23 protein-coding genes are annotated in these 24,320 nt (G+C 64.5%); 8 read left to right on the top strand and 15 right to left on the bottom strand.

The window, feature by feature from the left end; translation table 11 throughout:
• The first annotated feature begins 157 nt into the window (after window positions 1-157).
• The gene (locus FDY95_RS15155; protein WP_138078941.1) at window positions 158-2,068 is read left to right on the top strand and encodes a DEAD/DEAH box helicase; all 1,911 of its coding nucleotides are present in this window, start codon (window positions 158-160) and stop codon (window positions 2,066-2,068) included.
• A 299-nt stretch (window positions 2,069-2,367) separates the two neighbouring features.
• On the opposite strand, the gene FDY95_RS15150 is transcribed toward FDY95_RS15155, so the two are convergent.
• A complete protein-coding gene (locus FDY95_RS15150; protein WP_138078939.1) occupies window positions 2,368-2,838 on the bottom strand; it encodes a PA2169 family four-helix-bundle protein in 471 nt (156 codons plus the stop codon).
• 101 nt (window positions 2,839-2,939) lie between these two features.
• Here FDY95_RS15150 and FDY95_RS15145 point away from each other — a divergent pair, with 101 nt between their 5' ends.
• Entirely contained in the window at window positions 2,940-3,473 is a 534-nt protein-coding gene (locus FDY95_RS15145; RefSeq protein WP_138078938.1) for a DUF6756 family protein, read from the top strand.
• Here the strand turns inward: FDY95_RS15145 and FDY95_RS15140 are convergent.
• Both FDY95_RS15140 and FDY95_RS15135 read right to left on the bottom strand, forming a co-directional pair.
• On the bottom strand, window positions 3,470-4,720 hold the full coding sequence (locus tag FDY95_RS15140; protein WP_317129492.1) for a BaiN/RdsA family NAD(P)/FAD-dependent oxidoreductase: 1,251 nt from the start codon (window positions 4,718-4,720) through the stop codon (window positions 3,470-3,472). The genes FDY95_RS15145 and FDY95_RS15140 overlap by 4 nt on opposite strands.
• A 26-nt stretch (window positions 4,721-4,746) precedes the next feature.
• Entirely contained in the window at window positions 4,747-5,574 is an 828-nt protein-coding gene (locus FDY95_RS15135) for an NAD(P)H-binding protein (RefSeq protein ID WP_138078936.1), read from the bottom strand.
• Between the two features lie 139 nt (window positions 5,575-5,713).
• Here FDY95_RS15135 and FDY95_RS15130 point away from each other — a divergent pair, with 139 nt between their 5' ends.
• Window positions 5,714-6,589, top strand: coding sequence for an SDR family oxidoreductase (locus FDY95_RS15130; RefSeq protein WP_138078934.1), 876 nt, complete (start codon window positions 5,714-5,716; stop codon window positions 6,587-6,589).
• A 250-nt stretch (window positions 6,590-6,839) separates the two neighbouring features.
• Here the strand turns inward: FDY95_RS15130 and FDY95_RS15125 are convergent, their stop codons facing one another.
• From FDY95_RS15125 to FDY95_RS26355, 3 genes are all read right to left on the bottom strand, one after another.
• On the bottom strand, window positions 6,840-7,700 hold the full coding sequence (locus FDY95_RS15125) for a DUF1571 domain-containing protein (protein ID WP_138078932.1): 861 nt from the start codon (window positions 7,698-7,700) through the stop codon (window positions 6,840-6,842).
• Between the two features lie 78 nt (window positions 7,701-7,778).
• Window positions 7,779-8,183 (bottom strand): hypothetical protein, encoded by a 405-nt coding sequence (locus tag FDY95_RS15120; RefSeq protein WP_171025693.1) that lies wholly within the window; start codon window positions 8,181-8,183, stop codon window positions 7,779-7,781.
• 89 nt (window positions 8,184-8,272) lie between these two features.
• On the bottom strand, window positions 8,273-8,572 hold the full coding sequence (locus FDY95_RS26355; protein ID WP_171025692.1) for a YciI family protein: 300 nt from the start codon (window positions 8,570-8,572) through the stop codon (window positions 8,273-8,275).
• Window positions 8,573-8,684: 112 nt separating this feature from the next.
• Here FDY95_RS26355 and FDY95_RS15115 point away from each other — a divergent pair, with 112 nt between their 5' ends.
• Window positions 8,685-9,449, top strand: coding sequence for a glycosyltransferase family 2 protein (locus tag FDY95_RS15115; RefSeq protein WP_171025691.1), 765 nt, complete (start codon window positions 8,685-8,687; stop codon window positions 9,447-9,449).
• 93 nt (window positions 9,450-9,542) lie between these two features.
• Here the strand turns inward: FDY95_RS15115 and FDY95_RS15110 are convergent, their stop codons facing one another.
• The 3 genes from FDY95_RS15110 to FDY95_RS15100 form a co-directional block, all read right to left on the bottom strand.
• Window positions 9,543-9,986 carry a hypothetical protein gene (locus tag FDY95_RS15110; protein ID WP_138078926.1) on the bottom strand — a complete coding sequence of 148 codons (444 nt, stop codon included), beginning with the start codon at window positions 9,984-9,986 and terminating at the stop codon, window positions 9,543-9,545.
• Between the two features lie 3 nt (window positions 9,987-9,989).
• On the bottom strand, window positions 9,990-11,297 hold the full coding sequence (locus FDY95_RS15105; RefSeq protein ID WP_138078924.1) for a metal-dependent hydrolase family protein: 1,308 nt from the start codon (window positions 11,295-11,297) through the stop codon (window positions 9,990-9,992).
• Between the two features lie 318 nt (window positions 11,298-11,615).
• A complete protein-coding gene (locus tag FDY95_RS15100) occupies window positions 11,616-13,904 on the bottom strand; it encodes a S46 family peptidase (protein ID WP_246074043.1) in 2,289 nt (762 codons plus the stop codon).
• A gap of 132 nt (window positions 13,905-14,036) precedes the next feature.
• On the opposite strand from FDY95_RS15100, the gene FDY95_RS15095 reads away from it, so the two are divergent.
• Window positions 14,037-14,861: a DUF4184 family protein gene (locus FDY95_RS15095; protein ID WP_138078922.1), complete on the top strand. Its 825-nt coding sequence runs from the start codon at window positions 14,037-14,039 to the stop codon at window positions 14,859-14,861.
• Here the strand turns inward: FDY95_RS15095 and FDY95_RS15090 are convergent.
• On the bottom strand, window positions 14,852-15,364 hold the full coding sequence (locus tag FDY95_RS15090) for a YkvA family protein (RefSeq protein WP_138078920.1): 513 nt from the start codon (window positions 15,362-15,364) through the stop codon (window positions 14,852-14,854). The genes FDY95_RS15095 and FDY95_RS15090 overlap by 10 nt on opposite strands.
• A 127-nt stretch (window positions 15,365-15,491) precedes the next feature.
• On the opposite strand from FDY95_RS15090, the gene FDY95_RS15085 reads away from it, so the two are divergent.
• The gene (locus FDY95_RS15085; RefSeq protein WP_138078918.1) at window positions 15,492-16,163 is read left to right on the top strand and encodes a VOC family protein; all 672 of its coding nucleotides are present in this window, start codon (window positions 15,492-15,494) and stop codon (window positions 16,161-16,163) included.
• Window positions 16,164-16,248: 85 nt separating this feature from the next.
• Here the strand turns inward: FDY95_RS15085 and FDY95_RS15080 are convergent, their stop codons facing one another.
• The gene (locus FDY95_RS15080; protein ID WP_138078916.1) at window positions 16,249-19,293 is read right to left on the bottom strand and encodes a T9SS-dependent choice-of-anchor J family protein; all 3,045 of its coding nucleotides are present in this window, start codon (window positions 19,291-19,293) and stop codon (window positions 16,249-16,251) included.
• Between the two features lie 160 nt (window positions 19,294-19,453).
• Here FDY95_RS15080 and FDY95_RS15075 point away from each other — a divergent pair, with 160 nt between their 5' ends.
• Window positions 19,454-19,996 carry a DinB family protein gene (locus FDY95_RS15075; RefSeq protein ID WP_138078914.1) on the top strand — a complete coding sequence of 181 codons (543 nt, stop codon included), beginning with the start codon at window positions 19,454-19,456 and terminating at the stop codon, window positions 19,994-19,996.
• Between the two features lie 72 nt (window positions 19,997-20,068).
• On the opposite strand, the gene FDY95_RS15070 is transcribed toward FDY95_RS15075, so the two are convergent.
• From FDY95_RS15070 to FDY95_RS15055, 4 genes are all read right to left on the bottom strand, one after another.
• Window positions 20,069-20,716 (bottom strand): AlbA family DNA-binding domain-containing protein, encoded by a 648-nt coding sequence (locus FDY95_RS15070; protein WP_138078913.1) that lies wholly within the window; start codon window positions 20,714-20,716, stop codon window positions 20,069-20,071.
• 321 nt (window positions 20,717-21,037) lie between these two features.
• Window positions 21,038-21,298 (bottom strand): hypothetical protein, encoded by a 261-nt coding sequence (locus FDY95_RS15065; protein ID WP_138078911.1) that lies wholly within the window; start codon window positions 21,296-21,298, stop codon window positions 21,038-21,040.
• A gap of 258 nt (window positions 21,299-21,556) precedes the next feature.
• Window positions 21,557-22,438 carry an SDR family NAD(P)-dependent oxidoreductase gene (locus tag FDY95_RS15060; protein ID WP_138078909.1) on the bottom strand — a complete coding sequence of 294 codons (882 nt, stop codon included), beginning with the start codon at window positions 22,436-22,438 and terminating at the stop codon, window positions 21,557-21,559.
• 105 nt (window positions 22,439-22,543) lie between these two features.
• Window positions 22,544-22,960: a DUF3127 domain-containing protein gene (locus FDY95_RS15055; RefSeq protein WP_138078907.1), complete on the bottom strand. Its 417-nt coding sequence runs from the start codon at window positions 22,958-22,960 to the stop codon at window positions 22,544-22,546.
• A 359-nt stretch (window positions 22,961-23,319) separates the two neighbouring features.
• On the opposite strand from FDY95_RS15055, the gene FDY95_RS15050 reads away from it, so the two are divergent.
• Window positions 23,320-24,294 (top strand): isoaspartyl peptidase/L-asparaginase family protein, encoded by a 975-nt coding sequence (locus tag FDY95_RS15050; protein WP_138078905.1) that lies wholly within the window; start codon window positions 23,320-23,322, stop codon window positions 24,292-24,294.
• Window positions 24,295-24,320 lie beyond the last annotated feature (26 nt).

The raw sequence follows: 24,320 nt of genomic DNA, 5'->3' as shown, positions 1-24,320 counted from the left end.
TCGGTCCGCGTCCCGGCCGAGGCGGTAGTGTTGTCTGCCGCTTGCCTCAAGAAAAAGAGAGTCTGTCTGCTGTCGTCGTCCGTTGTCCTGTCGTGTTGCGTAGGGAAAGGAACGCGCTGGTTTCCGATTGCCGTTTCAATCACTCCCTACCAACATCATGGAGAAAGTAAAATTTGAAGAGCTGAACCTCTCGCAAGAGGTGCAGCGCGCCATCACGGACATGGGCTACGAGGAAGCCTCGCCCATCCAGACGGCCGCCATTCCTGTGTTGCTCGAAGGCCACGACGTCATCGGTCAGGCCCAGACGGGTACCGGCAAAACCGCCGCGTTCAGCATCCCCGCCATCGAGAAAGTCGACGCCGACTCTCGCGAGGTGCAGGTGCTCGTGCTCTGCCCCACCCGCGAGCTGGCAGTGCAGGTGTCCGGCGAAATCCAAAAACTCGGTAAGTACAAGCGCGGCCTGGCCGTGGTGCCCATCTACGGCGGCTCGTCGTACGACCGGCAGTTTAAGGCCCTGGAGCGCGGCGTGCAGGTGGTAATCGGTACCCCCGGCCGCGTGATGGACCACTTGCAGCGCGGTACGCTGAAGCTGGACCAGTGCAAAATGATCATCCTCGACGAGGCGGATGAAATGCTGGACATGGGCTTCCGTGACGACATCGAAACGGTGCTGTCGCAGATGCCGGAGGAGCGCCAGACGGTGTTCTTCTCGGCTACCATGAGCCGGCCCATCATGGAGCTGACCAAGAAGTACCAGAAGGATCCGCAGATCGTGAAGGTCAACCACCAGGAGATGACCGTCTCGAACATCGAGCAGGCCTACTACGAGGTGCGCGGCCCGCAGAAAAAAGATGTGCTGTCGCGCGTAATCGACATGTACAGCCTGAAATCGGTCATCGTGTTTGCCAACACCAAGCGCATGGTCGACGAAATCGTGGCTGACCTGCAGGCCAAGGGCTACTTCGCCGACGGCCTGCACGGCGACATGAGCCAGCAGGCTCGTCAGAACACCCTCGATAAATTCCGCAAGAGCACCCTGGAGGTGCTGGTGGCCACCGACGTAGCCGCCCGCGGCATCGACGTGGACAACGTGGAGGCCGTTATCAACTACGACCTGCCCGCCGACGAGGAATACTACGTGCACCGCATCGGCCGCACCGGCCGCGCGGGTAAATCGGGCAAGGCCTTCACCTTCGTGTCGGGCCGCGACATTTACAAGCTGCGCGACATCATGCGCTTCACCAAGGCGCAGATCAAGCAGGAGCGTATTCCGTCCTTCGAGGACGTGTCGGAGGTGAAAACCACCGTGCTGCTCGGCCAGATCAAGGAAATCATCGAGAAGGGCAACCTGGAGAAGCACATCGGCCGCGTCCAGCGCCTGATCGACCAGGAAGAGGAGGTAACGTCGCTGGACATTGCCGCCGCCCTGCTCAAAATGGTGATGAAGGAAAGCAAGCAGGCCGACAAAGGCTTGGAAGCCGACCGCCAGAAAGGCACGCCGCGCGAGGGCTACACCCGCCTGTTCGTGACCATGGGCAAGAAAGACCGCCTGCACCCGCGCGACCTGGTCGACCTGATCGTGTCGTCCTCGAGCATCGCCCCGGGCCGCGTCGGCGACATCGAGCTGTACGATAAGTTCAGCTTCGTGGAAGTGCCGAACGAGAACGTAACCGAAATCGTGGAGCAACTGGGTCGCACCTCGCTGTACGGTCGTCCGGTATCGTTCAGCCTGGCTACGCAGCGCGAAGCCGGCGCCGAGGGTGGCGAAGGTGGCGAAGAGCGGCCGCGCCGCAGCTTCGGTGGCCCGCGTGAAGGGGGCTACCAGCGTCGCGAAGGCGGCTACGGCGGCGGCAACCGTGAGGGTGGCTACGGCGGCAACCGCGGTGGCTACGGCGGCGGTCAACGCTCGGGCGGCTACGGTGGTGGCAACCGTGAAGGCGGCTACCGCGGCGGCAACCGTGAAGGCGGCAGCTACGGCAACCGCGGCGGCAGCAGCTACGGCGGCAACCGCGAAGGCGGCTACAAGCCCCGCCGCGACCGTAACGAAGGCGGTGGCTTCGACGAATAAGACCACGGATTCGACGGATTTTTCGGATTCCGCGGATTTTGTAGACGATTAAATGGAGCCACGGCTCAACGCTGTGGGGCTTGTTTTAGGCTGGAATACCAATTACAAGTAGCAGTATAACGTATGGTTCAGACAGATTACAGCTCCATGAACCACGCCGCTGATTGAATCGATAACAAGTAGAAGACAGAAAGGCCACCTCAACGAGGTGGCCTTTCTGTCTTATCGGGTTACGCGGCCGACGGAACGTATCCGTCTACGAAATCCGGGTAATCCGAAAAATCCGTTGAATCCGTGGTCTACTTCGACGAGTCGCGCAGGCCGCGGATGGTGTCGTGGGCTTCGCGGATGCCGCTGAACTGCTTATCGATGATGGCTTTGATGTCGGACGGAACGCCTTCGGCCTTGGAGGCTTTTTCGTAGGCTTTCTTGGCGTAGTCTTCACCCCGCTCGCACTCGGCCAGGATGGCGTGGCGGTCGTTGCCGGTCACCACCGACTTGATGTTGATCCAGGCGCGGTGGGCGGTGCCAATGATGGAATCCGTTTTGCTTTCGTCGGCACTTTCGGGGTGCAGGTTCAGCTTGTGCATGGCGCCTTCCAACTCCGTGAGGAAGCCGTCACGCTGCAGGGCGTACTTCTTGAATACGTCCTTGAGGTCTTGGTCTTTTACGTCGGTCAGGGCTTCAGAATAGCCCCGCTCACCGTCTTTCAGGGTTTCTACCAGTTCGTTGAGTACGCTGTGCAGAGCCTTATTATTTTCAGCTGCCATGATGTTTTGGAGTTTTGGTTTGGAAAGGGTCCGGATGGATAAGCTACTTTACTGCGGAGCCGGGGAGAAGGTTGCAGTAGAAATGGTATGTTAACGCTGATATGTGGACGGATATCCGGCAGGAAATAGAACGGGCGCGGCAGGAGCTGGGGCTGACCCCAGCGCAATTTCAGCCGCTGGGCTTGGCGGAGTGGCCGGCGGTGGAGAAGCGAGTGAATGGTACTTTTGCCGACCCGAATTACAAATCCCGCCAGGCAGTTCTGCTCTGGACGCGGCTACGCCCCGACTTACCACGCACAGGTCTACCGGATGTGGACGCAGCTGTGGACGAGGAGAAACTACAATTGCTGCGGGCGTTATGGCAGCCTGATGAGTCAGTGTTCTTTTTTGCTCAAGAAGGCATTTCGGACCCTAAAATGTGGTGGTATCAAGCCCGCAGTCCGGCTGCCTGGACAATAGTGGAAACGCTCGGCCCGCAAGCCCGCCGCCTCCAGGAGTGGGGCATAGTAGACTGCCATTATCAATGGATACTATTCATTAATCACTCGGACCATATGCTTTTCTGCGGCACCGCCCTGATCGAGCGACTAAGAAACGTAGCCAGCGACCATCAGCTGCGCATGGGAGAGCCTTAGCGCCCCGCCATAGCCCGGCCGGCCAAATAGCCGGTCGTCCAGGCGGCCTGGAAGTTGAAGCCGCCGGTAATGCCGTCGATGTCGAGTACCTCGCCGGCGAAGTGCAGGCCGGGCACCTTGCGGCTTTCCAGGGTCTTCAGGTTTAACTCGGTCAGCGGAATGCCGCCGCAGGTCACGAATTCCTCCTTGAAGGTGGTCTTGCCGCGCACCTGTAGCGGCATGCGCAGTAGCAGCTCGATCAGGCGGTTTTGCAGCTTGCCGGCCAGCTCGCTCCAGCGCGTTTCGGTGCCGATGTCGGCCTGCTCCACCAGGCTGCGCCACAGGCGCTGGGGCAGTCCAAAGAGCGGGTTGGCCAGCACGGTTTTCTTGCCATTATTGGCCCGGAACTGGTGCAGCCACTGCCGCAGCGGCTCCTCCTGCTGCGCGGGCAGCCAGCTGATGAGGGCCGTGCCGGTGTATTGCAGCTCGTGCAGGCGGCGGGCGCCCCAGGCCGAAAGCTTGAGCACGGCCGGGCCACTCACCCCCCAGTGGGTGATGAGCAGCGGGCCCTCGTACTCCAGCTTTTCGCCGGCCAGCACCACGCGGGCGTGCGGCACGCTTACGCCCATCAGCTCCTTGAGCGGGGAGTTGGGCACGTTGAAGGTGAACAGCGACGGCACCGGCTCCTGCACCGAGTGGCCCAGCTGCCGCAGCCAGTCGTAGCCGCTGGACTTGGGGTTGCCGCCGGTGGCTATCAGCAGCTTGCGCACCTGCAATACCTTAGCTGGAGCCTGCGCGCCGCTCAACGTCAGCCGGAAGCCGCTTTCCGCCAGCGGCTCAATGTGGTCGGCGCCGGTGCTGGTGAGCACGCGCACGTCGGCGCGGCGGGCGGCGTCTTCGAGGGCCTGGGCAATGGTTTCGCTGGAATCGGTGACGGGGAACATGCGGCCGTCGGACTCGGCCTTGAGCTTCACGCCGCGGGCTTCGAACCAGCGCACCGTGTCCTGGGCGCCGAACTGCCGGAAGGGCTCCTGCAGCTGCTTGCCGCCGCGGGGGTAGTGCCGGGCCAGCTCCACGGGCTGAAAGCAGTGGTGCGTCACGTTGCAGCGCCCGCCGCCCGACACGCGCACCTTGCTCAGCAGCTTGGTGGTTTTTTCGAGCAGGAGTACCGTCAGTTCGGGGTTGGCTTCGGCGCAGGCAATGGCCCCGAAAAAGCCGGCGGCCCCGCCGCCCAGCACGGCCACGTCGGCAGTCAGCAGGTCTTTCACAACGGCAAAGGTACAGCGGCTGGCGTTTAGCAGTAGGGCAGGGCCGCCAGCGGGACGTCGTGGCGGAAATCGTACGCTACGGCACTTCGCAAGGCATCGGTATTGATTTGCTTACCACCTTTCCCATCGGGCAGGAACTGCGGCGCCGGTAGCCCAAGCTGTGCCGCCGCGGCCTCGTAGAACTGCTGGCGCGACGGATGCCCGGCGGCACACACGTTGAGCGTACGGCTCCATACGCCCTGCTCAATAATGGCCCGACTGACGCCCACGGCGTCGTCGAGGTGCAGCATGTTGACGGGGGCTATGGGCTGGGGCAGGTCGATGCGCCCGACCAGGAAGCGGCCCGGCGCCCGGCCGGGACCCATCAGGCCACCGAGGCGCAGCACGGTGGTTTGCCAGGGCCGGCCGGGCTGCTGAAACAGGGCTTCGGCCCGCAGGAGGTGGTTTTCGGATTCGGGAACGGCCACGGCGTCGGTTTCGCTCATCGGACGCGGTTCGTCGGGGTACACGCCGGTGGAGCTGATGAACAGCACGGATTGTACCGTGGCGGCAGCCAAGGCATCGGCCACGGGCTGCAGGGCGCGGGCGTAGGCAGTGCGGTCGGCGGCGGCGCGGGAAGGCGGCACGCTGACGACCAGCACCTCGGCCCCGGCCAGCAGCGGCGCTACGTCGGCCGCCGTGGTGTCGGGACCGAGGCGCAGCAGGTGGGGCGAAATGCCGGCGGCGGCCAGCAGGGGCAGCTTGTCGGGCGTGGTGCTGCTGCCGGCCACATGGTGGCCCGCTTCGGCCAGCGCCCGGGCCAGCGGCAGGCCCAGCCAGCCGCAGCCGAGCACGGCAATGGATGTGACATTCATGGCGCAAAGAACTGTGTCCGCCGCGAAACAATCGGTAATATGCCGGCTGCAACGGCGGGAAAAGTACGCGGCATGCATACAATTTCCGGCAAATGCCGTTCTTGCGGCACCGCAACTCCCACCTCAACCCCCGAACTCAATGGCAACTGCCCCTTACGCCCAACCCATGCTGCGCGACGGCGCCCTCGACGGTAAAACCATCATCGTCACCGGCGGCGGCACCGGCCTGGGCCGCGCCATGACCACCTACTTCCTGCAGCTCGGGGCCAACGTGGTCATCAGCTCCCGCAAGCTTGACGTGCTGGAAGCCACCGCCGCCGAGCTGCGCACCCAAACGGGCGGCAAGGTGCTGGCCGTGCAGTGCGACGTGCGCAAGTACGACGAGGTGGAGAAGCTGGTGGCCCGCACCATCGAGGAATTCGGCCGCATCGACGTGCTGGTCAACAACGCCGCCGGCAACTTCATCAGCCCCACCGAGCGGCTGTCGAACAAGGCCTTCGACGTCATCGTCGACATCGTGCTGAAGGGCAGCTATAACTGCACCCTGGCCGTGGGCAAGCACTGGATCAAGGAGCAGCAGCCCGGCACCATTCTGAACATCGTCACGACCTACGCTTCCGTCGGCTCGGCCTTCGTCGTGCCCTCGGCCACGGCCAAGGCCGGCGTGCTGGCCCTCACCCGCTCCCTGGCCGTGGAGTGGGCCAAGTACGGCATCCGCTCAGTGGCCATTGCGCCCGGCCCGTTCCCGACGGAGGGCGCCTGGAGCCGGCTGTTTCCCGAGCCGCTGGCCTCCAAGCTCGACCCGGCCGCCTCGGTGCCGCTCAAGCGCGTGGGCTCGCACCAGGAGCTGGCCAACCTAGCCGCCTTCCTGGTCTCGGATTTCGCCAGCTACATCAACGGGGAGGTCGTGACCATCGACGGCGGCGAGTGGCTGAACGGGGCCGGCGAGTTCAACAAGCTGGAGCTGCTGACCTCGGACATGTGGGACATGATCGAGAAAACCATGCGTCGGTAACCACGGATTCGACGGATTTGTCGGATTACACGGATTTTGTGGACGATTACGTCGGTTCATCCTGCAGTCGTTGCGAGCGAAGCGAAGCAATCGGTCCTGGCCAACGTGCCAACCCCAAAATGAGCACCGCCCGAAACTGGTAGCTGCAGTTTCTGGCGGTGCTGTTTTCGGTTTCTGCCAGTTGAGGCGGCAGTGCTAGTGGAGGAAAGATTGCTGCGGCTGCGCCTCGCAATGACTGCCAGTGCGGCCGTCAGAACTTGTAGTCCTTGTAATCCTTGCTGAACTCAGCCGGCGGGATGGGCTGATTGGGGACTACCTGCGAAAACTCGAAGGACTCGAACAGGCCTTTGTCGTCCCACACGGCTACGGCCAGGGGCAGCATCAGCTTCTGGTCGACGCAGAGGATGGTGCGGCGGCCGTAGGCGTTGGGCACCTGCAGGGTTTTGCCCTCGGGCAGCACGTCCTCGTAGCCGATGTCGTTGCGCTGGGCAATGCGGTATTCGCCGCAGCCGAAGCGTTCGGCAATCTTGGCGGCGGTTTCGCCGCCGGTGGTTTTGTAGCTGATGTAGCGAAACTGCGGGAAGTCGGAGCGCAGCAGGTAGCAGGGGCGGCCCTGAATGGTGGTGTCGCCCTGGTAGCGGAACGAGCGGCGGTAGGCCTCGGAGCGCTGCGGCGGAATGCGGATCAAATCGGCAATGACGCCGTAGCCCGCGTCGAGCACGGAGTGGTGCTGGTTGCGGTGCATCAGCGAGCCGTTGGGGTCGAGGCTGATGGTGACGTAGGGAAACTTGGCCGGGTACACCCAGGCGTCGCCGTTGTTCTGGCCCTGCACGTAGAGCACCTCGATGCCCTTCTGATTGCGCAGGTAGATGCGCAGGGGGCTGGTGGCAATTTTCATCAGCGTGCGGGCCTGCTGGTAGCCGTCGGGGTGCCGCTCGCTGGCTTTCACGTTGCAGCGCAGGGTTTGCAGCTTGCTGATGGCCGTGCCCAAGCGCGTGAGCAGGGCATCGGTGGTGGGGGCCTCGGCGGGCGCCGGGGGGGGAGGTGGCGGTGCGGTGACCGGAGGAAACAGAGCCAGCAGGCTCAGCGGCCAGAGCAACAGGGACATCATGCGGGGAGAAAAGCTCAGAGTGGAAGGAGCGGGGGAGGAATACAGGGAGTAAGCTACGCAGAGTCCGCAACAACCCGGCTATTCGCCGCCCGCCGCCCAGGCGCGGGCCGGCCCGAGGGCGTCGAAACGGCGGATGTCGAAGCCGACGGCGGCCGTGGCCCGTTCGTACATGGCGGCAATGGTGTGGCGGTTCAGCGCCTCCGTCGACTCGATGAGGGCGAAGCGCCGCAGGCCGGCGCGGCTCAGGCCCCCCAGCAGCTCCTGGCGCGACCATTCCAGGTCGCGGGGGCGCACGGCGCCGAGCTGCCGGTCGTCGGCCAGCCAGCCCCGGACGCGGTGCGCCAGCCCGAGCTGCAGCAGCTGCCCGATGGCCGCCCGAAACTCGGCGCTGGTGGCAAAGCCCCGCCATTGGGCTTCGAGCACGGGCGCCGGACCGGGGTGCAGGTACACGGAAAGATAGGGAAGCGACAAAAGGGACTGCATGAAAGGCAAAGCGAATGGGCCCGGGGCGCGGCCGGCGTCGGCCGCCGGCAACCGGTCTTCGGACTAGCGGAACGTCGGGCCGGCGGAAGTTAGTTCAGGCTGATTTTGGGCAGGCGCGTGGCCGTGCTGTCGAACACGAACAGCTCGTCGACCTCGATGCCCTGCAAAAACCGGTACAGCGGAAACTGCTCCACCACGCCGCGCACGGCCTCGGGGGTGGCCCCGTGCATGGTCACCCAGCCGCGCGAGCGGTCGGCGCTGATGGCGTAGGAAAGGATAACGTTTTCCTCGATGAGGCTGTTGATGAATGCCCGGTGGCGCGGAATCAGGGCAACGAATTCCTCGTCGAAGGAATCGGGTAAGCGGAGCGTAACGACGTACAAGCCCATAGGAATGCGGCGGCGGGAAGGGTTGCCCGGATTAACGCCAGCCGCCGCCCGAAGGTTGACCAGTGCCCCGGAAAGGCAACTTTTTTCCTCCGCGCCCGAACAAGCAGCCCGTATGCAATTCGCCGTCATCACCCCCACGCACAACCGGGCCGCCTTTCTGCCCGAGGCCGTGCAGAGCGTGCGCGCCAGCGTGCTGGCCCCGCTCGACGCTCAGTATCAGCACTTCATCCTCGACAACGCCTGCACCGACGGCACGGCCGCCTTCCTGGCCGAAGCCAGCGGTTGGCAGGGCCCGCCCATCCGCACCTGGCAGCACCGGGGCCCGGAGCGCCTGCTGCCCGGCCCGGCCCGCAACCAGCTGATAAAAGAAACCGACCCCGCCGCCTGGCTGGTGCCCCTCGACGACGACGACCTGCTGCTGCAGCGCTGCCTCTACCATTACGGCGCCCAGATCGAGGCAAATCCGGAGCGGCAGTGGCTGGTGGCCGACTTCCTGCGCGTGGACGAGGAGCGCCGCTACCTGCCCGGCGAGGATTACTACGCCTGGCGCTTCGACACGCCCGTCAAGATGCTGGAGGCCATCTTCAAAGCTGAGCACTTCATCCAGGGCAACGTGTGCTACAGCCGCCGCCTCTTCGATGAGGTGGGCGGTTACGACGAGCAACTGCGCATGGCCGAAGACCTGGACCTCTACGTGCGCTTTCTGCTGGCCGGGCACCTGCCCGTTATCTGCCCGCACCTGAGCCACCTGCACCGCTTCCACCGCGCCAACGTGAGCATCGGCGTGGACGCGGCCAAGCACGGCGCCGACCTGCAGGTGATTTACGACAAGTACGCCGCGCAGTTGAAGGAGCTGGGGGTGGAACGGCCGGGTTAAACGCAGTGGTCCGACGACTCAAAGTCGTCGGACCACTGCGTTTAACTATAACTACAATGCCAAGCTACAGTGCGCTACTGCCATCAGATACAGTTAAACATGCCAGTGCACAATTAACTCTTGGAGCTTAAGGTCCTGCGGATTATAGCCTTCGACCAAAGCTTGACTGACAACACCTGCTTCCGCGCTCCAATAAGCTACTTCGTCGTGAATATCTGATTGCCATTCATCTGCATCAGCAAGGTGAACAGCCAGTTGCAGCGCGGCGCAAAACACGGGTTCCTCGGCTAAAAGCAGACTATCTGTGAGCTGGCCGGCCTCGTTTTCAATGCGGTAAGTAGATGGGAAGGCTAGTGCCAAATGCCGCATCAGTACCCTGCCAAAAGCAGTAGGAGTGAATATGATAATGCGTTCTGCTAACGAGGAATCGATGCCGTAGGCGATTAGTGCATCATAAACGCTCTGCTCAGTAGCATTGGGGTGAGCAAAGTGTGGTAAGGCGTAAGCTATGGACTGCAGGAAGTTTTGCTGTTCCATCCGTCAATTAGTGCTTTTCGGAGTAAGATAGACCACTCCACCTTTCATTACCCACTGCACCTGCCGCAGCGGGGCCACGTCCTGCGTCGGGTCGCCGGGCACGGCTACGAGGTCGGCGAGCAGGCCGGGCTGAATCTGGCCGCGGTCGGGGAGGTGCAGTAGCTGGGCGTTGCCGCTGGTGGCCTGGCGCAGCACTTCCAAGGGGCTGAAGCCGTACTCGCGGACCAGCAACTCGGCTTCGCGGGCGTTATCGCCGTGCGGAAACACGCCCACGTCGCCGCCGAGCACCAGGGCCACGCCGGCCCGGCGGGCGGCGGCCACGCTGGCTTTTTTCTGGCTGATGCGCTCCGGCTCGGGGCCCTGGCCCTTGCGCCAGCCGCGGTACTGCAAAATGGCGTCGCCGGCGGCCACGGTGGGGCAGAGGGCTACGCCGCGTTGCTTCATGAGCCGGAATACGTCCGCCGTGCCCTGGTCGCCGTGCTCGATGGTTTCGACGCCGGCCAGCGTGGCCCGGCGCATGCCCTCGGGCGTGGAGGCGTGGGCTACCACCGGCCGGCCGAGCCCGCGGGCGGTGGTCACCAGCACGTTCAGCTCGTCCTGCGAAAAGGTGGGCACCGCGGGGCCGCCCGCGCTCAGGCGGTAGTCGGCGTATACCTTCACCACGTCGGCGCCGCGGCTGACTTGCTCGCGCACGGCCCGCACGATTTCGTCGGGGCCGCTGACTTCTTGCGCGCCCTGCGGCACCGCCACGTCGACGGACAGCCTGGGGCCGTAGCAGCCGGTAGCCACCAGGGCGCGGGTGGCAATGAGCAGGCGCGGGCCGGGGATGATGCCCTGGTCAATGGCCTGCTTGAGGCCCACGTCGGCGTAGTCGGCGCCCTCGGTGCCCAGGTCGCGGGCGGTGGTGAAGCCGGCCAGCAGGGTGCGCCGGGCGTGGGCGGTGGCCCGGGCCACTCGCAGGGCCTGCGACTCGCGCAGCACCTGGTCGTCCCAGCTGGTTTCGTTGTAGGGGTGCAGCAGCAGGTGCGCGTGGCCTTCGATGAGGCCGGGCAGCAAGGTCAGCCCCGGCAACGGCACGGCGCGGGCGTCGGCCGGCGCGGCCAGTTGCGCGGCCGGACCCACGGCCTTGATTCGCTCCCCCTCGACGAGCACGGCCCAGCCGGGGTGCAGCGCCTGGCCGTCGAACACGGCGGCGGGCTGGAGCAGGAGCGGGGAAGCGGTGGCGGCAGACTGGGCCTGGGTGTGAGCAGGGCCAGCCAAGGCAAAGCAGCTCAGCAGGCACAAACTCAGGTAATGAAGCAAGCGGGTCATGCCGCAAGCTACGGCTTCGGGCGCAACCGTCCTTGACGGTTGCCAATGAGCAAGCCAGCCAGAAGCGTGTGATAATTTTGCGGGCACCAGCGAAAAAATATCACATGGGCTGTTATATTTTTTCGCTGGTGCCCGCAAAATTATCACACAGCCACGCGGCCCCGATTACGTGGCCGTTGCGCTGCGGCGCAAGGCCGGCCGCGGGCAACAAGACAGCGCGAGAGCAGATGCCACAGCTGCGGCAGACGGGCGTAGCGCCAACAAAAACCCCGGACCTGCAGGCAAGTCCGGGGTTTCGATGAATAAGCAAAAGGATGCTTAGTTGACCGCCGCGGCCTTCTCGCGCTTCACTTTTACCTTGGTTTTCTTGGCCTTCTTGTCGTCGGAGCCGGCGGCTTCCGTGGACGCTGAGCCAGGGCCGTTCACCAGCTTCATTTCGCGCACCAGGTGCGTGGCGCCGGCGTACTTGTCGACCACGAAGAGCATGTAGCGCACGTCCAGCGTGATGTTGCGTACGCGGTCCGGGTCGTACATCAGATCCGACATGGTGCCCTCCCAGTTGCGGTCGAAGTTGGTGCCGATCAGCTCGCCGCGGCCGTTGATGACCGGGGAGCCGGAGTTGCCGCCGGTGGTGTGGTTGGTGGCCGTGAAAGCCACCGGCACCGTGCCGTTGACGGCGTAGGGGCCGTAGTCCTTCTTCTCGTACAGCTCCGTGAGGCGGGCCGGAATTTCGAAGTCCACGTTGGTCGGGTCGGCCTTCTGCATGATGCCGTCGAGGGTGGTGTAGTAATCGTACTGCACGCCGTCGGCGGGCTGGTAGCCAGCTACTTGGCCGTAGGCCACGCGCAGGGTGGAGTTAGCGTCAGGGTAGAACTTGCGCTGGGGTTGCTGCTCGCGCAGGCCGGCAATGTAGGTGCGCTGCAGCAGCGTAATCTGGTCCTGGGCCTGGGTGTAGGTCGGCAGCACCTTCTGGCGGTAGGTAGCCACAATGGGCGCCACCAGCTGGTAGGCCGGGTCGTTCACGATGCCACTGACGTTGCCCTTGGCCACCTCGTCGAGCACTTTCTGGGCGCTTTCCTCCGAGGTCAGGCGGCTGCGCGAATACACATCGGCCACGAAGCGCTGCCAGGCTTCGGGCGTGGCGTTCTGCTTGCGCAGGGCCTTGATGTAGTCGGGCAGCAGCTCCGGGGGCGTGCCTTCGGCGTAAATGGGCAGCAGGGCGGCGGCCACCTTCTGGTCGGTGGCGATGTTGATGTTGCGGAAGGTGCCGGTGGTGCCCTTGCGCGTTTTTTCCAGCGCCGCGTTGATTTCTGCCTGCGGGGCTTTGTCTTTGATCAGGTCCACGTACTGCTGCAGGGCGTTGGCGTAGCTGAGCAGCTCGATGCCCAGGGCGGCCTCGGTCACGTAGTCGCGGGCCTGCACGTAGGGGCGCACGGTGCGGTACTGCTGCTCCAGCTGGTCCAGAATCTGCCCGTAGCTGGCCTTGCGGGCGGCGTCTCCGGCTTGGGTCCACTGGCGGAACTGCTGCTCCTGCTGCTGCTTGCGGCGCACCGCGTCGAGGCGCTTGAGCCCGCGCATCTCGCCGATCCACTTCTTCCAGTAGTTGGCCAGCGAGGCGTACTTGGCCGCATACTGAATGCGCACCTTGTCCGAGGCCTTCATGTCCGCGTCGAGGATGCGCAGCTTGGTGTCGCGGATTTTCACCTTGGCCGGGTCCGATACGGCGTAGGTTTCCTCCACGCCCCAGCTGGTCAGGTACTCGGTGGTGCGGCCGGGGAAGCCGAACACCAGGGTGAAGTCGCCGGGGCGCACGCCGCCGAGCGAAATCGGCAGGGAGTGGCGCGGCACGTAGGGCTTGTTGGCCTTGGAGTAGGGCGCGGGCTTGTTGTCGGGGCCGGCGTAGATGCGGAACATCGAAAAGTCGCCGGTGTGGCGGGGCCACATCCAGTTGTCGGTGTCGCCGCCGAACTTGCCGATGCTGCTCGGCGGGGCGCCCACGAGGCGGATGTCCTCGAACACCTCCGTCACGAAAAGGTAGTACTCGCCGCCGTTGAACATGGGCCGCACGAAGGCCTTGTAGTGCGTGCCGGCCACGGCTTTCTGGGCCACTTCGGCCGAGCGCTGCAGCACGATTTTCTCGCGGTCGGCTTCCGGAATGCCGGCCGGGATGCCCTGCAGCACCGGCGCCGTCACGTCTTCCATGCGCACGATGAAGGTGGCGGTGAGGCCCGGGTTGGGCAACTCCTGCTCGCGCGTCATGGCCCAGTAGCCCTTCGTGAGGTAGTCGTTTTCCACCGACGAGTGCTGCTGAATCTGCCCGTAGCCGCAGTGGTGGTTGGTGAGCAGCAGGCCTTCATTCGAAATAATTTCGCCGGTGCAGCCGCCGCCGAACTGCACGATGGCATCCTTGAGCGAGCCGCGGTTGACCGAGTAAATGTCTTCGGCCGAGAGCTTGAGGCCTTTTTGCTGCATGTCGGCTTCGTTGAGCTGCTTGAGCAGCAGGGGCAGCCACATGCCTTCGTCGGCGCGGGCGGCGGCGGGCAGCATCAGGGCCAGCAGCAGGGCCCAGGTGCGTGCGGCGCGGCGGGTGAACAGGGAGGTCAGCAAGGGAATGTGTGTGGGGATTGGTTACGGTAAAATTACGCCGCAAACCCGACTCGCTTCACCTTGTCGTCAGATTCTGCCGTTAACTTTAGTGGTTCGTGCGCCAGAGCCGGCGCCGAAACTGCCGCTCACTCAATGCCTTTTACCTTCAGCCATCCTGCCGCGGCCGTGCCGCTGGCCCGCCCGCTGCGGCTGCCCATGTCGGCCCTGTGGGTGGGCAGCCTCAGCCCCGATTTCATTTATTTCCTGCAGCTGAAGGCCGAAGGTGAGTTCGGCCACTCGTTCTGGGGCCTGTTTTTTTTCTGCCTGCCGCTGAGCCTGGTGGTGCTCTGGCTGTGGCACGCGGTGGTGAAAGGCCCCGCCGCCGCGCTGCTGCCCGCCTGGGCCGGCCGCCGGGCCGCGGCAGCGGCCGCCGCGCCGTTTGCCTTCGGCCCCGGCCGGCGCCTGGGGCAGCTAGCGGCCGCCATTCTCATCGGCGCCATTACGCACAACGTCTGGGACGCCTTCACCCACACCGACGGTTGGGTGGTTGAGCACTGGCCGCTGCTGCTGCGCGAGGTGCCGTTTCCATATTTCGAGCACATGCCCATCTGCAAGCTGCTGCAGCTGCTGAGCACGGCCGTGGGCGGCGCCTTGCTGGCCTGGTGGGCCTGGCAGTGGCTGCGGCGGCAGCCAGTGGGTACGGCTCCCGCGCTGCGCCACCGGCTCGTGTGGACGGCGGGCCTGCTGCTGGGCGCGGTGGCGTTGAGTATTGCCTACAACGCCTGGCAGCTGCCGCCGCTGACTTCCTACGCGGCCGTGCGTTGGGTTATCGTGCAGAGCATCGTGGCCAGCTGCTCGTTTTTGTGGCTGGGCCTGATTGGGTTTAGCTTATGGTACCAGCTTAAAGCGAAAAAAGCCGGCCCCGAAGAGCCGGCTTCCGCGCCGGTGCCGCAGCCCGAAGAAGCGTTTTACGAGTGACCCAGTTCGGCCACGGCCACCGCGTTTTCGGCTGAGCTGGCCGAGGCCGAAGGCGCCAGGGCCGTAGCCGAAGCCTCGGCCGAGTGGGCGCTGGCCTCCCACTCGCGGAAGCGGCGGATTTCGTCCTGAAACTTGCCGATAAACCAGCTGACCAGACTCAAATCGTCCAGAAAGCCGAGCACCGGAATGAAGTCGGGCACCAAGTCGATGGGCGAGAGAACGTAGAGCAGCACGCCCAGGCCCGAAACGATGGTGCCCGTCTGCACTTCGCGGTACGAGCCGTTGACGTAGGCGCGCACCAGTCGCACCAGGGTCAGGGCCGCGTCGAAGAGTTGCTTGAACTTGTTGTCCTTACTTTCCTCGCTGGCCAGCTTGTCGGCCACTTCGTTGAGCACCAGGACTGCTTTGAAGGGCTTGCCGAGCAGCTTGCCGGCCCGGGAGGTGAAGACGTTGAACAGCGCGTTTTTGGAAATCTGCAGGCCGCGTTCGGTAAGGGTTGCCATTGATTTGGGGAAGGAGGTTGGTGGCCCCGTGTACGCGGGGCGCCGCCGCGCCGTTGTGCCCGGCGGTAATAGCAAGTGTGCCGCCCGCTGCCTACGTTACGGCTCCGTACCGCTGTTCCCGCTGCCCATGCGCATCCTCGCCCTGCACCTGCTGGCGCCCGATATGCCCGCCCTGCACCACTTCTACGCCGCCGTGCTGGCCTTGCCCGCGCAGCTTACGGCCGCGGCGCGGCGCATCCAGGTGGGCTACTCCGAGCTGATTTTTCGGGCCGCCGCGCCCGGTACCGCGCCCTACTACCACTTTGCCTTCCATGTGCCCCACAACCAGCTCGACGCCGCCTACGCCTGGCTGAAGGCCCGCACCGCGCTGCTGCCCTTCACCGACGGCCAGCCCATTGCCGACTTTCCCAACTGGCACGCCCGCGCCTTCTACTTTCACGATCCGGCCGGCAACATCCTGGAGTGCATTGCCCGCCAGGACCTGCCTAACGCTGCCGCGGAGCCGTTTTCCGCCGCCAGCCTGCTGGGCCTGAGCGAAGCCGGCGTGGTGACGCCCGCTGTGCTGCCCACGGCCGAGGCGCTGCTGGCTGCCCACGGCATTCCGCCCTTTCACCGCGGCCCACGCCTGCCCAACTTTGCCGCCCTCGGCGACGACGAAGGCCTGCTCATCCTCACCGAAACCGGCCGGGGCTGGCTGCCCACCGCCCGCCCGGCCGAGCGGCACTGGCTGCGCATCGAGGGCGAGCAGGCCGGTCAGCCCGTCGTGCTGGAAGACGGGTCGGGCCCGTTGGCACGGTAGGCGCTTTGCCATCCGAATGCGCACAAAAAAGCCCCATTCCGGGTAGGAACGGGGCTTTTTTGTAAGCCGGGAGGCTAGCCGAAGCTTACTGCTTCACGAAGCGCTCCACGTAGGTCTGCTGCTCGCCCACGATACGTACCACGTACATACCGGCGTGCAGGCCGCCCACTTTGGCGTTCAGCTGCTGGTTAAGCTGCTCCACCGAGCCGGTGGTGCTCAGCACCAGGCGGCCGTCGGCGGTGCGCACCTCCAGCTGCAGCTTCTGGCCTTTCTCGGGCACTTCCACGCGCACCGACTTGCTCACCGGGTTCGGGTACAGGCCCAGCTTGGCGGTGCGGGCACCGGCCGTAGCCGTGGTCGGCGAGAAGGAGTAGCGCGTCAGCACCGGGTAGTGGTCAGTGGTGGTGCTGCCGTAGCTGGTCACCAGGCCCGCTACCTGCGACTGAATTTCGGCCGAGGCGGGGATGTAGTAGGCGTACATCTCGTTCGACGTTACCACGTGGTCAATCACGTCGTTGTAGCTCACCGTCGACTTCTTGCCGGCCAGGCTCAGCGCCAGGGTCGGGGCCGGGTAGTTGGCCGCGTCGGTGGTGAAGGCCACGTACGAGGTCACGTTCGGCGTGATGCCGGTGGTGATGGTCTGGTCCAGGTCGTCGTTGAAGTCGCCCAGGATGACGAAGTTCTGCGTGGGGTAGTCGGCGTCCAGCTTGGCTTTCAGGCCGTCGGCGCCGCTCTTACGCCGGGCGTAGGAGGTAGCCGTGGGGCTGGTGTTGGCCTTGGCGTGGATCAGGATGAAGGTCACCTGCTTGGTCACGCTGTTCAGCGTCACGTTGGCCGTCATCACGAAGGGGAAACGGCCCGACGACCAGTAGTTGCGCTCGGGGCAGGCCTGAGCTTCGGTGCAGCGGAAGAAGGAGGTGAACTGCGGGTTCGACACCACGCTGGTGCGGTAGATGAAGGCCAGCTTCTGGGCGTCGGCGTAGTCCGGGTCGGTGCGGTTGTCGGCGTACGAGCCGAAGTCCGACACGCGGTAGGCGTAGCCGGGCATGGCGGCCACCATGGCGCGCAGGCGCACGGTGTCCACTACTTCGGCCAGGGCGTAGATGTCGGCGTTCAGCGAGTTGATGATGGTGGCCACGTTGGTAGCCTGCTGGTTGTCGTTGGTCGGGCCCATGGTGGCCGAACCGAACCACTCCACGTTCCAGTTCACCACTTCCAGCGTGTTGGCCACGTCGTAGGTGTTGCCGCTCACGGCCACTACTACGCTGGTGGCGCCGGTCGTCGCCAGCGTGATGTTGCCGGTGTAGTTGCGCGAGGCCGTAGTCGGGGCGAAGCGCACCGTCACGGTGATGGAGCCGGCGGCGGCGGCGGCCTGCGTCACGGTAGCCGTGCTACCGAAGGTGGTGCCGTTGGTCGATACTTGGAAGGCCGGGTCCGACGACGTGATGGTGGCGTTGGCCGTCAGGTTGCTGAAGGTCGCCGTGAAGGTCTGCGTGGGGGTGCTGTTGACGGCGCGGAAGCCGAAGGCCAGGCTCGGCACGTTGGTGCGGATGGCGGCGGGCGGGGCGGTGGTCGAGTTCGTTACGGCCACGTCGTCCAGGGTCCAGCGGGCCCCGTCGTCGTTGCTCGAGTTGTACACGAAGGCGATGTACACGGCGGCCTGCTTGTAGGCCGAGAGGTCCACGTTGCTGGTCTGCGTCCATTCAGCCGTGCCGGTAGCCGGGAACGAGCCGTTCAGGTCGGTCCAGGTCACGCCCGAAGCCAGCGGGCTGCCCGAGCCCGAGTAGTTGGTCGACACCATCAGCTTCAGCGGGGCGCCGTTGAAGGCCACGCGGCTCCAGTAGGAGAGCAGCGGGAAGGTGGTGGCGCTCAGGTTCAGCACCGGCGAAATCAGCCAGTCCTCGTTGAGCACGTTCGTGCCGCCGGCGAAGCCGTTGATCTGCACACCGTTCGGGAAAGCCGTGGTGCCGGCCGGGTTCTGCGGGTCGCGGCCGAAGGTGGTGCAGGCCCAGGTCTGCGGGCCGCTTACGCTGAACTGCGTCCAGCCGTCGGAAATGGCCGTGGTGCCGGTGCAGGCCTGGAAGTCGAAGCTGGTCTGGCTGGGGTCGATGGCCGTGCCCGTCAGCGTCACGGTGCGAGTGCTGGCGCCGGTGCTGGTGTGGGTGAGGGTGCCGGTGGCCGGGCCGGCCACGGTCGGGGCAAACTTCACGTACAGCGTCTTGGCCGTAGCCACTTCCGCAGAGGTCAGGGTCACCGACGAAGCGAAGGTGGTGTTGTCCTTCGACACGGTGAAGGGGCCGGTGGCGGCCACGGTCACGCCCGCGGTCAGGTTGCTGCCGGTCAGGGTGTAGTTCTGCGCGGCCGAGGTCGTGCCGATGTTCTGGCTGCCAAAGGTCAGCGTCGAGGCCGAAGTCGTCAGCGTCGGGGCGTTGGGGTTGCCCTGCCAGCTCAGCGAGAAATCATCGATGGCCGAGGTGGGGCGGCTGCCCGAGCCCGTGCTGGCCGCCAGGGCCACGATGCGAATCCACACCGGGCCGGTCTGGTTGTCCAGGGCTGTGCCGAAGCTGGCCGTGATGGTGTTGCTGCCGAAGGTGGGCGAGGTGCTGCCCGTACCTGCCGCCAGCGGGGTAAAGGCCGTCGGCGTGGCGCCGGTGGCGTAATCCACCGTCCAGTTCACCGTGCGGCCCACCGAGTTGTCGAGCGACTGGAGCTTGAAGCTGACCGCGAAATCCGTCTTGCCGGTGGTGCTGGCGGCCTGGAACACGAAGGCTCCGCCCGGGTCACCCAGGGTACCGGTCTGGCGCAAAGCCAGCGCCCGGTTGGTCGAGGCATCCTGGTCGGCCGTGGTAGCCGTTGCCGTCAGGCCCGTCGCCGAGGCTACGTTCTTGAAGCCGCCGCCCGTGCCGTTCCAGGCCGCTTTGGCCGGGGCAAAGGTGGCCGCCGTGCCAACGGCCGTAGCCGAGGCACCGGTGTAAACCCCGAAGCCCGCCGGCAGACCCGAAGCCAGGTTGTCGAAGTTTTCGGTGTAAGGGGTGCTAGCCAGCGTAACCGGAGTTTGCGCTTGCGCTGCCTGGCTCGCTAAGCCCAGAAAACCAGCGCTTAGCAAGCCAAGTAGTAAAGGTGATTTCATCGACATGAGGTCGGGTTAAGTGGGAAGGCAAAGTTAATTCTGAGTGAGGGCTACAATGTTACCTAAATGTTACCAAAACATCATGAAGATGAGCTAAATCCAACGCGGCCGGCCGCGGCGCGGCCCTTATCTTACGCCCCCAATCCCCAATTACTGCCTTATGTCCGAACTTCTGCGCCCGGAGCCGGGTACTTACCCGCCCTACTTCGACATCTACATCAGCCGCGTGGCCACCGACATCGACCCGCTCGACATGCTCAGCGTGCAGCCCACCGCCCTGCACCAGCTCCTGGCTGGCGTGACCGAGGAGCAGGCCACCCTGCGCTACGCCCCCGGCAAGTGGAGCATCAAGCAGGTGGTGTTGCACCTGGCCGATGCCGAGCGCATCTTCGCCTACCGCGCCCTGCGCTTCGCCCGCGCCGATGAGCAGGAGCTGCCCGGCTTCGCCGAAAACAGCTACGCCGAGCACTCCGGCGCCGACGACCGGACGCTGGCCAGCCTACTGGCCGAGTACGCGGCCGTGCGCCAGGCCACGCTGGCCCTGTTCCATAGCTTCACGCCCGAGCAATTGCAGCGCGGCGGCACGGCCAATGGCCGGCCCTCCACCGTGCGCGCCCTGCTCTACATCCTGGCCGGCCACGAGGCGCACCACGCCGAAATCCTGGCCGAGCGCTACCTGCCGCTGATTACCGCCGAGGCGTAAGTCCTTGACAATACTTTCGTAGAAACAGCACCGCCTGGCCTATTCAGCCGGGCGGTGCTGTTTCTGCACAGGTCAGGCCTTGGTATAATAAGGCTCCTTTTCCTTGTCGTGGTAGCGCAGGTAGCCGTGCAGCACCAGCTTGATGAGCATGCGGTGCGCCCGGCGTTTCGATACGTTGATCAGCTTCGCGTACTGGGGCAGCGTGAGGCGGGGCTGCTGGCGCACGTAATCGAGGGCGGCCTGCTCATGGCGGCTGAGCGGGAGCCACTCCAGGCGCTGCTCGGGCGGCGGCTCGTTGCGCAGCACCTTTTCGGTGAGCTGACTGGTTTGCACGCTCTGGTCGCCCACGCGCACGTAGCCGCGCCAGTCGTCCTCGCCCACCAGGGCCCGGTGGGGCTTGCGCGGGCTTTCGGCCACGGTCACCACCAGCACCACCCGCTCGTCTTCGTCCTCCACCTCATCGATGCGCAGCGGCAGCGGCGGGTCCACGAACTGCTCGGCCGCCTGCTGTAGCAGGTAGCGCTCCTCCTCCGCGTCGCGCACGCCTACCAGGCGGCCGTTGTCTTCCACGCCCACCAGCACCCAGCCGCCGCGGGCATTGGCCAACGAGGCGAGGGTGCGCGAAATCCGACGGGGATGCGTGGTGCGCTTTTTAAATTCCAGGGTTTCGCTTTCGCCCTGGGCAATCAATTCCCGCAGCTGCGGTAAGGTGAGCTTCATCCGGTTGACAACCAATAACGGAAACGAGTCGGGCCAGTACTTGAATCCCAGTACTGCGGTTTTCTGATTGGATAACTGCGCCGATGCGGCCTGGGTTTCATCCGTTGATTACCGGTTGACCACGGCGTCGCATAATTTTGCTGCTGTAAACCTTTGGGGAATTATTGGTATTTGCCCCGGGTACTTCGGCGAAACAATATTGTCGGACGTGCGATACTGCGCCAGTTGGTAGCCGTAACCAATGCCGGCAATAAAAAAGCCCGTCGACCAAACGGGCGACGGGCTGGGCACTGCCGCGGAGCGGCGGTACTAATGACCAAGTTAAGCGTTGGTCGTGTTTTTGGGCGGACGGCCCGGGCCCCGACGGCGGCCTTCGCCCGCCTCGCCGCCTTCCGTGGCGGTGGCTTTGCGACCGGGTTTTTTCCGCTCCGTCGGCGCGTAGGCCGGGTCCAGCAGTTCGGCCAGCTCGTTCAGCGCCGACTGAACCTTGCCGTGGGCGCGGCGAATTTCGCGAACCAGGTTTTCGTTACGCGTCGCGTCCGACAATACTTTTTGTAGATGCTGCAGGTTGAGTTCGGCCATTGGTAGGGGTGTGTTAAAGGGGTGCAAAACCTGAGCAAAGGAACGAGAAATAGAAAATAAAGTAACGCCGCGCCGCCAGGTTTTTTGCGTGATAATCATTGAAAGGCCTAAGATGGCCTGAAAAAGGCGTTTTTTGCGCGGTAATTAATTTGCGCGGCCGTCAATAGGAGGCAATAAAATGGGTATTAATGCCCCGGATTAATTCAGAATTAACCGGCCCTGCATTGGGTTTTACCGCCGGATTTTTCCGTCGGTCGATTATTCACTGATACCGGTTTCCTCAGCCGAAATTCGCCATAGCCGGTGAATTTCGGCGCGGTTGGTGGCCCGACTGGAAACCCGGGCTACGCGTTTGTTCTTGAAATAGTGGCCGTTGGCCTGCGCGGCTTCTGGCAAGGTGGCCAGATGCGTAATCGTTTCGGCGGCCCGCTCGCAGGAGCGGGCGAAGGGCTGGGCCCCGGCCATCAGCAGGCGCAGCAGCCAGGAGCTGTGCGACCATAGATTGGAGCGCACGATGCCCGGATGCAGGCAGTGGGCGGTGATGCCGGTCAGCTCCAGGCGGTCGGCCAGGGCTTTGGTAAAGAGGATGTTGGCCAGCTTGGAGTCGCAGTAGGCGGTGAAGGCACTGCTGCGGTTGGCGTTGGCGCGAGCCGCTGCCGTGGCCTCGATTTCACCAATCCAGTGCGCCTCCGAAGCCACCGTGATGATACGGGCGCCCGGGCCGGCGGCTTCCAGCAGCGGCAGCAGGCGGTTGGTGAGGATAAACGGCGCCAGGTGGTTGGTGGCCCAGCACAGCTCGTGGCCGTCGGCGGTAGTGATGAGCTGGTTGGGCAGCACCCCGGCGTTGTTGATGAGCACGTCGAGGCGCGGGTACCGGGCCAGGATTTCGTCGCTGAGGCGGTGCACTTCGGCCTGCACGGCCAGATCGGCCAGTAGCAGATCTGGAGTAGGGGCCTCGGGGGCGGCGAGGCGCACGGCCGCGCGGGCCTGTTCGCCGCGGCCCGCGTCGCGGCACACCAGGATCAGGTGGGCGCCGAGCAGGGCCAGCTGCCGCGCGGCGGCCAAGCCAATGCCGGCCGAAGCGCCGGTCAGCAATACGATGCGGCCCCGCAACGAGCCGGCAGCGAAATCAATTCTCATGCGAAGGTGGAGCGGCACCCGGGCGGGCACCTGCCGATACGTACGCAAAAATGCCGCTCCTGACAGGCAGAAGCGGCATTTTTTTACCTAAGCGTCAAGCCAGGCTTAGAACGGCAGGTCGTTGTCGTCGTCCGAAGCAATGGGAGCGGGGCGCTGCGGCTGGGCGTCGCGGCGCAGGCCGGGGTTCTGGTTGGCGGCCGGAGCAGCGTAGCCACCGCCCTGGTTGCCGCCCGCGGGGGCCGCACCAGCCGGCTCGATGCGCCAGGCTTCCAGGTTGGTGAAGTACAGCATCTGGCCATTCTTGTTGAAGCCGCGGCCGCGCAGGTTGAACTGCACGCGCACTTCATCACCAACCTTGTATTGGTCGATCAGCGCGGTTTTGTCCTGAACCAGCTGAAACTTGATATGCTCGGGATACTGGCCGTCTACGACTTCCAGCACGAACTCGCGCTTGCGGAATTTCTCGCTCACCTGTTGCTCATCCATGATGTCGTGCAGGCGGCCGGTAGCTTCGTAAGCCATAGTCAAAAGAGGGGGAGGTTTGAAAATTAGTAAGCCAAATCTACGAAAAATAATTCCCTGGCAGAGGCCTGAAACCGGGTTGGCGCCAAGGCTATTTTCGGATGCTAATATAAGCGTCAGGAAATGAAGCGGATGCCCGGTGAAGGTTATTTTGCTCAAAAAGATAGTTGAGCGAATGGGGTTTTGCTAAAAATAATGGCTACGGTTGATGGCCAAGCGGCGGCGGTGCTTCTGCCCGAGGCTGCCGGGCTCCGTTCATCGGGCCGAAAACCGGGCTGCTCTATATAATAAGGAGTAAGCAGCCGAACCAGGTGGCCGGGCTGCCGTAGTTTTGCCTGCGCACCCACCATCTTTGCTGCATGTCTTCCATTGCCCTTGCCCTGCACGGCGGCGCCGGCACCATTGCCCGCCACCTGCTCACTGCCGATGCTGAAATTCAGTACCGCCAGGCCCTGCGCGACGCCCTCACCGCCGGCTACGACCTGCTCCGCCAAGGCGCGTCGGCCCTCGACGCGGTGGAGCATACCGTGGTGCAGCTCGAAAACTGCCCGTTGTTCAATGCCGGCCGCGGCGCGGTGTTCACCCACGAAGGCCACCACGAAATGGATGCTTCGGTGATGGTGGGCCATACGCGGCTGGCCGGAGCCGTGACCGGGGTGCGCGCCATTCAGAACCCCATCCGGGCCGCGCGCCTGGTGATGGAAAAATCGGAGCACGTGCTGCTGGCCTGGCCCGGTGCCGAAGAGTTTGCCCGGCAGCAGGGCCTGCCCATGCAGCCGCCGGAGTATTTTTTCACCGAGCACCGCTACCAGCAGCTGCAGGAAGCCCTGGCCAGCGGGCAGGTACGCCTCGACCACAGCGAAGACGCTCCGCTCGAAGAGCCGAAGGCCGTCGACGAGGACCCGAAAAAGAAAATGGGCACGGTGGGCGCGGTGGCGCTGGACCAGCACGGCCACCTGGCCGCCGCCACCAGCACCGGCGGCATGACCAACAAGCGCTACTCCCGCGTCGGCGACTCCCCGCTCATCGGGGCGGGCACCTGGGCCGACGACCGGACCTGCGCCATCAGCTGCACCGGGCACGGCGAGTTTTTCATCCGCGCCGTGGTGGCCCACGACATTGCCTGCCTGATGGAGTACCGCGGCCTGAGCCTAGCCGAAGCCTGCCGCGTGGTGGTGCACGACAAACTGGCGCCCGTCGGGGGCGAAGGTGGGCTGGTGGCCGTCGACGCCCGCGGCCATATCGCGCTGCCGTTCAATTCCGAGGGTATGTACCGCGCCAGCATCAGCAGCGCGTCGGAACTGTTCGTTGGCATCTACAAGGACGAGCAGTAGCGCCGGACCTCAACCGGAAAACAGCG

The organism is Hymenobacter jeollabukensis (assembly GCF_005771675.1).
Taxonomy (GTDB): domain Bacteria; phylum Bacteroidota; class Bacteroidia; order Cytophagales; family Hymenobacteraceae; genus Solirubrum; species Solirubrum jeollabukense.
This window is presented reverse-complemented; position numbering and strand designations above follow the sequence as displayed.

Coding starts and splice junctions, on each gene's coding strand:
- FDY95_RS15155 (WP_138078941.1), top strand. CDS start 158: ATGGAGAAAGTAAAATTTGAAGAGCTGAACCTCTCGCAAGAGGTGCAG.
- FDY95_RS15150 (WP_138078939.1), bottom strand. CDS start 2,838: ATGGCAGCTGAAAATAATAAGGCTCTGCACAGCGTACTCAACGAACTG.
- FDY95_RS15145 (WP_138078938.1), top strand. CDS start 2,940: ATGTGGACGGATATCCGGCAGGAAATAGAACGGGCGCGGCAGGAGCTG.
- FDY95_RS15135 (WP_138078936.1), bottom strand. CDS start 5,574: ATGAATGTCACATCCATTGCCGTGCTCGGCTGCGGCTGGCTGGGCCTG.
- FDY95_RS15130 (WP_138078934.1), top strand. CDS start 5,714: ATGGCAACTGCCCCTTACGCCCAACCCATGCTGCGCGACGGCGCCCTC.
- FDY95_RS15125 (WP_138078932.1), bottom strand. CDS start 7,700: ATGATGTCCCTGTTGCTCTGGCCGCTGAGCCTGCTGGCTCTGTTTCCT.
- FDY95_RS15120 (WP_171025693.1), bottom strand. CDS start 8,183: ATGCAGTCCCTTTTGTCGCTTCCCTATCTTTCCGTGTACCTGCACCCC.
- FDY95_RS26355 (WP_171025692.1), bottom strand. CDS start 8,572: ATGGGCTTGTACGTCGTTACGCTCCGCTTACCCGATTCCTTCGACGAG.
- FDY95_RS15115 (WP_171025691.1), top strand. CDS start 8,685: ATGCAATTCGCCGTCATCACCCCCACGCACAACCGGGCCGCCTTTCTG.
- FDY95_RS15110 (WP_138078926.1), bottom strand. CDS start 9,986: ATGGAACAGCAAAACTTCCTGCAGTCCATAGCTTACGCCTTACCACAC.
- FDY95_RS15105 (WP_138078924.1), bottom strand. CDS start 11,297: ATGACCCGCTTGCTTCATTACCTGAGTTTGTGCCTGCTGAGCTGCTTT.
- FDY95_RS15095 (WP_138078922.1), top strand. CDS start 14,037: ATGCCTTTTACCTTCAGCCATCCTGCCGCGGCCGTGCCGCTGGCCCGC.
- FDY95_RS15090 (WP_138078920.1), bottom strand. CDS start 15,364: ATGGCAACCCTTACCGAACGCGGCCTGCAGATTTCCAAAAACGCGCTG.
- FDY95_RS15085 (WP_138078918.1), top strand. CDS start 15,492: ATGCGCATCCTCGCCCTGCACCTGCTGGCGCCCGATATGCCCGCCCTG.
- FDY95_RS15080 (WP_138078916.1), bottom strand. CDS start 19,293: ATGAAATCACCTTTACTACTTGGCTTGCTAAGCGCTGGTTTTCTGGGC.
- FDY95_RS15075 (WP_138078914.1), top strand. CDS start 19,454: ATGTCCGAACTTCTGCGCCCGGAGCCGGGTACTTACCCGCCCTACTTC.
- FDY95_RS15070 (WP_138078913.1), bottom strand. CDS start 20,716: ATGAAGCTCACCTTACCGCAGCTGCGGGAATTGATTGCCCAGGGCGAA.
- FDY95_RS15065 (WP_138078911.1), bottom strand. CDS start 21,298: ATGGCCGAACTCAACCTGCAGCATCTACAAAAAGTATTGTCGGACGCG.
- FDY95_RS15060 (WP_138078909.1), bottom strand. CDS start 22,438: ATGAGAATTGATTTCGCTGCCGGCTCGTTGCGGGGCCGCATCGTATTG.
- FDY95_RS15055 (WP_138078907.1), bottom strand. CDS start 22,960: ATGGCTTACGAAGCTACCGGCCGCCTGCACGACATCATGGATGAGCAA.
- FDY95_RS15050 (WP_138078905.1), top strand. CDS start 23,320: ATGTCTTCCATTGCCCTTGCCCTGCACGGCGGCGCCGGCACCATTGCC.